Source organism: Brevundimonas sp., assembly GCF_035935935.1.
In the GTDB taxonomy this organism is placed as follows: domain Bacteria; phylum Pseudomonadota; class Alphaproteobacteria; order Caulobacterales; family Caulobacteraceae; genus Brevundimonas.
This window is the reverse complement of record NZ_DASYWO010000010.1, coordinates 51,487-59,386: the sequence shown is the minus strand read 5'-3', so window position 1 is coordinate 59,386 and position 7,900 is coordinate 51,487. Positions and strand designations below refer to the sequence as shown.

At 70.8% G+C, this 7,900-nt stretch carries 7 protein-coding genes; 1 reads left to right on the top strand and 6 read right to left on the bottom strand.

From position 1 onward, the window contains the following. Positions 1–576: 576 nt before the first annotated feature. Entirely contained in the window at positions 577–2,994 is a 2,418-nt protein-coding gene (locus tag VGR32_RS11290; RefSeq protein ID WP_327450686.1) for a DUF305 domain-containing protein, read from the top strand. A gap of 21 nt (positions 2,995–3,015) precedes the next feature. Here VGR32_RS11290 and lpxB read toward each other — a convergent pair whose 3' ends face one another. The 6 genes from lpxB to VGR32_RS11260 are packed head-to-tail and all read right to left on the bottom strand — an operon-like array spanning position 3,016 to position 7,864. After that, entirely contained in the window at positions 3,016–4,182 is a 1,167-nt protein-coding gene (lpxB, locus tag VGR32_RS11285; RefSeq protein ID WP_327450684.1) for a lipid-A-disaccharide synthase, read from the bottom strand. Continuing rightward, positions 4,179–5,012, bottom strand: coding sequence for a UDP-2,3-diacylglucosamine diphosphatase (gene lpxI / locus VGR32_RS11280; protein WP_327450682.1), 834 nt, complete (start codon positions 5,010–5,012; stop codon positions 4,179–4,181). The genes lpxB and lpxI overlap by 4 nt, the downstream gene beginning before the upstream one ends. Continuing rightward, positions 5,009–5,794 (bottom strand): acyl-ACP--UDP-N-acetylglucosamine O-acyltransferase, encoded by a 786-nt coding sequence (lpxA, locus tag VGR32_RS11275; RefSeq protein ID WP_327450680.1) that lies wholly within the window; start codon positions 5,792–5,794, stop codon positions 5,009–5,011. The genes lpxI and lpxA overlap by 4 nt, the downstream gene beginning before the upstream one ends. Then, on the bottom strand, positions 5,794–6,258 hold the full coding sequence (gene fabZ / locus VGR32_RS11270; protein WP_327450678.1) for a 3-hydroxyacyl-ACP dehydratase FabZ: 465 nt from the start codon (positions 6,256–6,258) through the stop codon (positions 5,794–5,796). The genes lpxA and fabZ overlap by 1 nt, the downstream gene beginning before the upstream one ends. Then, positions 6,255–7,268 (bottom strand): UDP-3-O-(3-hydroxymyristoyl)glucosamine N-acyltransferase, encoded by a 1,014-nt coding sequence (gene lpxD, locus VGR32_RS11265; RefSeq protein WP_327450676.1) that lies wholly within the window; start codon positions 7,266–7,268, stop codon positions 6,255–6,257. The genes fabZ and lpxD overlap by 4 nt, the downstream gene beginning before the upstream one ends. An 8-nt stretch (positions 7,269–7,276) precedes the next feature. Then, positions 7,277–7,864 (bottom strand): OmpH family outer membrane protein, encoded by a 588-nt coding sequence (locus VGR32_RS11260; protein WP_327450674.1) that lies wholly within the window; start codon positions 7,862–7,864, stop codon positions 7,277–7,279. Positions 7,865–7,900: the final 36 nt, after the last annotated feature.

Genomic DNA, 7,900 nt, shown 5'->3' with positions numbered 1-7,900 from the left:
GCGCAAGGCCTTGCGAGCTTGTCGCGGCGGAAGCGGTTCGAGCGGGGGTCGACGCCGGGGGCTCACATGTCCACGGCCGGCCGGCGTCGGCGTGAACCTGCAAGGTCGTGGCCATCGGAGGTGGGCGGCGGCGCGGGGGCCTTCGTGTTTCGGCACGGAGGATCAGGCCGGCGATCATGGCGCGTCACGGGAAGGCGCGCGTCCGGGTCCGGGGTTCGCAAGTCTCCCGCCCGCCCGCCGAAGGCGCGTCCGTTAGTCGCCAAGTCAGCGGCCCTATGCGGTGGTCCTCTCCACCTCGGACAGCTTTCGATCAGACGGACCGCGCGGAGCGTCGTCGCGAAGCCGAAACGGTAACACATCACAGCATCCGGGCTCCGCGCCCGGCGCTCCGCCCGCCCTTCCCACCTTGCCGTCATGCGGCGGGGCGATCTCGCGCGTCCGGGCGCCACGCCTCGCCGGCGCGGCCGTCTCCGGCGCATGAGGCGCCTCCCTTCCGGCACCGACGGCATTCGGACTTACGGCGCCGGTTCGCGCGTGATAGCCATTTCGAAACCGTCATTTCCGGGGAGTGAAACCGTGCGTCAGTCCGCCTCGTCGATCCGCAAGCTGCTGGGGGGTTCCGCCGCCCTCGGCGTCGTCCTGTTCGCCACCGGGGCATGGGCCCAGCAGGCGCCGCTGGTTCAACCGGGCGCGCCCGGTCAGGCCAGCCGCACTCTGGAGGGCCGCGAGGCCGCGCGCATCGCCGACAACCGCTATTCCGACGCCGACGTCGCCTTCATGCAGGGCATGATCCTGCATCACGGTCAGGCGCTGGAGATGGCGGCGCTGGTCCCCGGGCGGACCAACAACCCGCAGATCGTCGCCCTGGCCGGCCGCATCGACGCCTCGCAGGAGGACGAGATCGCCTTCATGCGCGGCTGGCTGACCGAGCGCGGCGAGGACGCCCCGACGCCGATGCCGACGACCGCCGACCATGCGGGCCACGCCGGCATGGACCATTCCGCCCACGGCGCCGGACACGCGGGCATGCCGGGCATGGCCTCCCCGGAGCAGATGGCCGCCCTCGCCGCGGCCCAGGGCGCCGAGTTCGACCGCCTGTTCCTGCAGATGATGATCCGCCACCACGAGGGCGCCGTCACCATGGTGTCGGACCTGCTGGCCCGCGGCGGCTCGGCCTACGACCCCGTCCTGTTCCGCTTCGTCAACGACGTGACCAACGAGCAGCAGGCCGAGATCAACCGCATGACGGCGCTGGCCCGCGCCGCCTCGACCGACCCGCGCACCAACCTGCGCGCCGGCTTCCGCGACGCCGAGACGGCGGCGTCGAACATGACGTTGCTGGCCAGCCTGCCCAAGCCGACCGGCTTCTTCGACCCGACCAACCCGGAGGGCCTGCCGCCGCGCGCGGGCGAGGACGTGGGCCGACGCTCGCCCTTCCTCAGCTTCTCCAACACCGACATGGCCTTCCAGGGCGACCTGCTGGCCGTCGGCAACTATCACGGCATCAACCTGTACCGGATCGGCGAGGATCCGGCGCCGACCCTCGTCAGCTCCATCGTCTGCCCCGGCGGTCAGGGCGACGTGTCCATCGTCGGCGACCTGATGCTGATGTCGGTCGAATCCACCCAGGGCCGCGTCGATTGCGGCCGGGAAGGCGTCGGACCCGAGCCCAGCGCCGAGCGCTTCCGCGGCCTGCGCATCTTCGACATCTCCGATCCGGTCCGTCCTGTGCAGGTCGGACAGGTCCAGACCTGCCGCGGCTCCCACACCCATTCGGTGGTCTCGGCCGACGCGAACCGCCTGATCGTCTACAACTCCGGCACCGCCGGCGTCCGCGCCGAGGAAGAGCTGGCCGGCTGCGTGGTCGGCGAGCCGGGCAGCGCGCGCACCGCGCTCTTCCGCGTGGACGTGATCGAAATCCCGCTGGCGGATCCGTCGCGGTCCCGCATCATCGACAGCCCCACGGTCTTCGCCGACGAGCAGACGGGCGCCGTCGCGGGCCTGTGGGCCGGCGGCGATCACGGCGCGGGCACCCAGACCACGGCCCAGACCAACCACTGTCACGACATCACCCTGTTCCCGACCCGGAACATCGCGGGCGGCGCCTGCTCCGGCAACGGCATCCTGTTCGACATCTCGGATCCGCGCGCGCCGAAGCGGATCGACGCGGTCGTCGACGAAGGCTTCGCCTACTGGCACTCGGCCACGTTCAACAACGACGGCGACAAGGTGCTGTTCACCGACGAATGGGGCGGCGGCGGGCGTCCGCGCTGCCGTGTTCAGGACCCCATGACCTGGGGCGCCAACGCCATCTACGACATCGTCGACGGCAAGCTGGTGCACCGCGGCTACTACAAGCTGCCGGCCGCCCAGACCGATCTTGAGAATTGCGTGGCGCACAACGGCTCGCTGATCCCGGTTCCGGGCCGCGACCTGTTCGTCCAGGCCTGGTACCAGGGCGGTCTGTCGATCAGCGACTTCACCGACTCGGCCAACGCCCACGAAATCGCCTATTTCGACCGCGGCCCGGTGAACGCCGAGCGTCAGGGGTCGGGCGGCTACTGGTCCGTCTACTGGTACAACGGCAAGATCTATGGCTCGGAGATCGGCCGCGGTCTGGACGTCTTCGCACTGACGCCCAGCGAGCATCTGACCGCCAATGAAATCGCCGCGGCCCAGATGGCCGACGAGGGCGGCACGGTGAACCCGCAGCAGCAGTATCCCGTGCGCTGGCCCGCGCACCCGGTGGTGGCCCGCGCCTATCTGGACCAGTTCGCCCGTGACGGCGGCATGGACGCGACCCAGATGGCCCAGATCACGGCCGCCCTCGATCAGGCCCAGCCGCTGGTCGACTCCGGTCGCAAGGACCCTGCCGTGGCCGCCCGCCTGCGCGGTCTGGCCGACGCCATCTCGCCGCGCGGCACGGACCAGACGGCCAAGCGCATGCGCGGCCTGAAGGAGACCCTGACCGGCATCGCGGCGGTGGTGGGCTAGGCGCCTGCGTTACGCCGGGGGTCAGCCGTTGCGCTCGACGATGACCCTCAGCACGGCCTCGGCCGCGATCTCCGACGGGTCGCGGCCGCCCCGGCCCATCAGGTCCAGAGCCGCCGTCTGCCGCGCCGCCTGATCGGCGCGCGCCGCCGGATCGTCCAGCAGCCGCCCGACCTCGGCGGCGAAGGCCCCGGGCGTCGCGTCCTTCTGGATCAGCTCCCGCGCGATCTCCGCGTCGGCGGCGTGATTAAACAGCGTCGCGTACTTGCCGGTGAAGAAGGGCCGCATGATCGCGTAGCTCAACGGCTGGAAACGGTAGCCGATCACCATGGGCGCGCCCGCCAGCGCCAACTCCGTCGACACCGTGCCGCTGGTCGCCATGGCCACGGTCGCGGCCTTCATCGCAGCGTACTTCTCCGGCTCCTCGACCTCGTGAACCGGAGCCGACCATTCGGCCAGCTCGGCCCTCAGCCGAGCCGCCACCGTCCCGGCCACGACGACGGCGACCTCCAGCTCCCGCCGCGACGCCTTCAGCCGCGCCACGGCCTCGCCGTAGACCGGCGCCATCAGCCTGATCTCGCTCGGCCGGCTGCCCGGCATTACCAGCAACAGCGGCGCCTCGGCCGCGATCCCCCGCGCCGCCCGGAACGCCGCCGGATCCGCGGCCGACATGTCGACATGCAGCGCCTGCGAACCAACGACGGTCGTTGCCAGCCCCTCCCGCTCGAACCACGGCGCGTCGAACGCATATAGCGCCAGCAGGTGATCCACCGCACCGGCCAGGGTCTTCGCCCGCCCCGGCCGCGACGCCCACACCTGCGGCCCGACGTACTTGATCAGGGGCACGTCCGGCATGACCTCGCGGATCGCCTTCGCCACCCGGATCGTGAAGCCCCAACTGTCGATCAGCACCACGGCGTCCGGCCGCTCCGTCCGCGCCAGCGCCACCGTGTCGGCCACCCGCCGCCTGACCGTGCCGTAGGCCTTCAGCCCCTCCAGCCAGCCCAGGATCGACAGTTCGGCGATGTCGAAAGGGCTTGCGACGCCTTCCGCGGCCATGGCCGCGCCGCCCACGCCGACGAACGCCACCTCCCCGCCGAGCTGCGCCCTGAGCGCTCGCGCGAGGCCCGCGCCCAGCGCATCGCCCGACGCCTCGGCCGCCACCAGCATCACCTTCAGCGGGCGGCTCATCCCTCGCCCCAGACGTAGAGACCCAGCCGGTCCGCCGCCTGCACGATCGCCTCTCGGTCGATCAGGATCAGCCGTCCGGTCCTGCCTGCCACCCCGGCCAAGCCGGCCGCAGCCGCCAACTCGATGGTGCGCGCGCCGATCACCGGCATGTCGACGCGGAGGTCCTGGATCGGCTTCGGCGCCTTGCCCAGCGCGCCCTTCAGCGCGCCGGACGCGCCCCGCAGGTCGACGGGCAGGCCGGCGACCCGCGCCAGCATGGCGTCCGTGCCCTCCTGCGCCTCGACCGCCAGCACCAGGCCGTCGCAGACGACGGCCCCCTGCCCGACGTCCAGCTCGCCGGACTTCTCCGCCACGTGCAGGGCCTTGCGCAGATCGACCAACTGACCGGCGTCCGGCACGACGCGGCCCAGAGCGCCCGCCGTCAGCATGTCGCCGCCGAGAATGTCGTCCGCGCCCTCGACGGCGTATCCCTCCGCCTCGAACACCGACAGGATCTTGCGCAGCAGGGCGTCGTCACCCTGACTCGCCGCCTTCACGATCCCGGGCAGCAGGGTCGCGCCCTTGAAGTCGGGCTTCAGCGACCTGAAGTCCGGCCGGCTGACGGTGCCCGCCAGGCACACCGCCTCGCAGCCCGCCTTCTTCATCGCTGACAGGATGCCGCCGATCTGGCCCATGCCCATGTCGACGCCGTCGATCGCCGACAGATCTGGGTCCGCGAAGCCCGCCAGCCGGACGACGAACAGGGCTCTGCCCTCCGCCTCGCAGCGCGCGGCCACCGCCAGCGGCAAGGCGCCGCCGCCGGCGATCAGCGCCAGCTTCGGCCCGCTCATTCGCCCGGCAGCGCGACGGGACGCCGCGTGTCCTCGCGGATGAAGGCGATGATCTCCTGAATCTCCGGCAGGTCGGCGTAGGCCGACTGCGCGGCCTCCAGCCGATCGGAGAACAGACCGGGCGACTCGAAGATGTCCCGATAGGCCGCCAGCAGACGCCGGACCTCAACCTTGCCGTAGCCCTTCCGCTTCAGCCCGATCAGGTTCAGCCCGTGCAGCCGCACGTGGTTGCCCCACGCCGATCCGTAGGGAATGACGTCGCGGGTGACAGCGGACAGGCCCCCGACGATCGCGCCCTGCCCAACCCGGCCGAACTGGTGCACGGCGCACAGCCCCCCCAGGAAAACGCGGTCGCCGATCCGGGCGTGCCCGCCCAGCGTGGCATTGTTTGCGAAGGTGACGCTGCTGCCGACGACGCAGTCGTGGCCCACGTGTGCGCCCGTCATGAACAGGCAGCCGTCGCCGATGCTGGTCAGCTTGCGGTCGCCGGGCGTGCCGCGGTTGAACGTCGAGTGCTCGCGGATCGTGCAGTCCGCGCCGATTTCGAGCGCGACCGGCTCGCCCTTGTAGCCGCCGTGCTGCGGGTCCCCGCCCATGACGCAAAAGGGATGGATCGTGGTGCCGGCGCCGACGGTGGTGTCCTGCTGGATCACCACGTGGCTGGCGAGGCGGACGCCGTCGGCCAGCGTCACGCCCGGACCGACGATCGACCAGGCGCCGATCTCGACGCCATCGGCCAGTCGGGCCGAGCCGTCGACCTGGGCTGTCGGATGGATGGCCATCAGGTCGCCGGCTGATCCACGGTCACCACCATGGCCATGAACTCCGCCTCGGCGGCCAGCTTGCCGTCGATGAAGGTCTCGCCGCGGAACTTGTAGGCATCGCCGCGGGCGCGCGTCACCTTGACCTCCATCCGCAGCTGATCGCCCGGCCGCGCCGGCCGGCGGAAGCGCACGCCGTCGATCGACATGAACATGATCACCTTGTCGGCCACCGCCACGTCCATGGTCTTGGACATCAGAAGCGCGCCCGTCTGGGCCATGGCTTCCACGATCAGGACGCCCGGCATGACCGGGTCGATCGGAAAGTGTCCCGGGAAGAAAGGCTCGTTGTGGGTGACGTTCTTGATCCCCGTGATCGACGTCGCCGCGACGAAGGCCTCGGCCTTGTCGACGAGCAGAAAGGGATAGCGGTGCGGCAGACGCCGCATCACCTCGGCGTAGTCGATGCTGACCTCGTCGCTCATCCGTCCGGCCTCCCGCGCGCCTTCCCGGCGGCCTGTTTGGCCAGCCACACGGCTTCGCGCAAGGATTCCCGCAAAGGCTTGGCGGGATAGCCGGACCAGGTCTCGCCCGCCGGCACGTTCTTCAAAATGCCGGCGCCGGCGGCGATGCGCGCGCCCTCGCCTATGGTGATGTGGTCGCCCACCCCCGCACGTCCGCCGAACACCGCGCCGTCACCGACCGTCACGGAGCCCGAAATGCCGGTGAACGCGGCCATGAGACAGTTGCGGCCGATGACGCAGTTGTGGGCGATCATCACCAGGTTGTCGATCTTGGTCCCTTCGCCCACGACCGTGTCGTCGAAGGCCCCGCGGTCGACGCAGGAGTTGGCGCCGATGGTGACGCGATCCTGAAGGATGACCCGGCCCAGCTGCGGCACGTCGACCGGACCATCCGCCGAAACCGCCGCGCCGAAGCCCGCTTCGCCGATCCGCACGCCGGCCGACAGCTTCACCTGGTCGCCGATCAGCGCGAAGAAGACGCTGACGTTCGCCCCGATCTGACAGTCGCGGCCAATCTGCACGCCGGGGCCGATCACCGTGTTGGGCCCGATCCGCGTGTCCCGCCCGATGCGTGCGCCCTCTCCGACCACCACGCCGGGCCCGAACTCGACGGTGGAGCCCTCAGCAGTCGACGCTGGATCGACGGCCTTGAAGGGGCGCGGCCTTACGAGGGAGTCGGCGGCCCGCGACCAGGCGGCATGCGGCGTGCGCGTCACGATCACGGCCGCCCGGACAGGCACGTCGTCCGCGGATTCCGGACGCACGAACACCGCTCCGGCGCCCGTCGCCGCGAGAGACGCCTTCAGTTTCCGATCCGACAGAAACGTCACGGCGGAGTCGCCGGCCGAAGCCAAGGGCGCCACGGTGACGACGACCAGATCCCCGCCTCTCAGAACCTCGCCGCCGACCAGATCGGCCAGCTCCCGGACGGAGCGCGGCGGCAGGGCCTCGAAGAAACGGGGATCCGGCAACGGCGTCCTTACTGGTTCGGAACCTGAACCGGCGGGGTCATGCGCGAGAAGCTGAGAGACGGCAGGGCGCCGTTCAGGCGCTGGATGACCACGTCGGTGATGTCCATGGCCGGGTTCATCTCGATCACAGCCTCGCGCGACAGCAGCAGACCGCAGCCCCGTTCCTGGTACACGGCCACCAGGATCGGGTCGGTGGCCTGGGCGATGGCGCGCAACTGCATGTTCAGCGTGTACTCCAGCTCCTGCTGGCGCTGGGCTTCCAGTTGCTGGGCCTCGCGGATCCGCTGCTGCAGCGCCTGGGCCCGCTGCGCGTATTCGGCCTCGGGGATGGTGCCGCGGCCCTGCTCGAGCGCCGCGATCTCGGCCTGAATGGCTTGGCTATAGGGCTGCAACTCGCCCGACACCTGTTGCGAAAGGGTGCGCATGCCGGTCTGGACCGACTGGCCGACCGTCGATTGCGCGAGCAGGCGCTCGTTGTGGAACACACAGACGCCGGGGATCACCGGGCCGGGGTTGGCGGGCCCCTGCGCCTGGGCGGCGGCCTGACCAGCGGTCAGGAGGGCCAGGGCGAAGGCGCCGTAAGCGAGGGTCTTCATGTCATTCAGCCTTTGGTACGCCCCCTGTCGAGGGGA

What these genes read in the sequence shown, in the direction of transcription:
- lpxB (WP_327450684.1), bottom strand. Translation starts at nt 4,182, where the DNA reads ATGAGCCGCCCGCTGAAGGTGATGCTGGTGGCGGCCGAGGCGTCGGGC.
- lpxI (WP_327450682.1), bottom strand. Translation starts at nt 5,012, where the DNA reads ATGAGCGGGCCGAAGCTGGCGCTGATCGCCGGCGGCGGCGCCTTGCCG.
- lpxA (WP_327450680.1), bottom strand. Translation starts at nt 5,794, where the DNA reads ATGGCCATCCATCCGACAGCCCAGGTCGACGGCTCGGCCCGACTGGCC.
- fabZ (WP_327450678.1), bottom strand. Translation starts at nt 6,258, where the DNA reads ATGAGCGACGAGGTCAGCATCGACTACGCCGAGGTGATGCGGCGTCTG.
- VGR32_RS11260 (WP_327450674.1), bottom strand. Translation starts at nt 7,864, where the DNA reads ATGAAGACCCTCGCTTACGGCGCCTTCGCCCTGGCCCTCCTGACCGCT.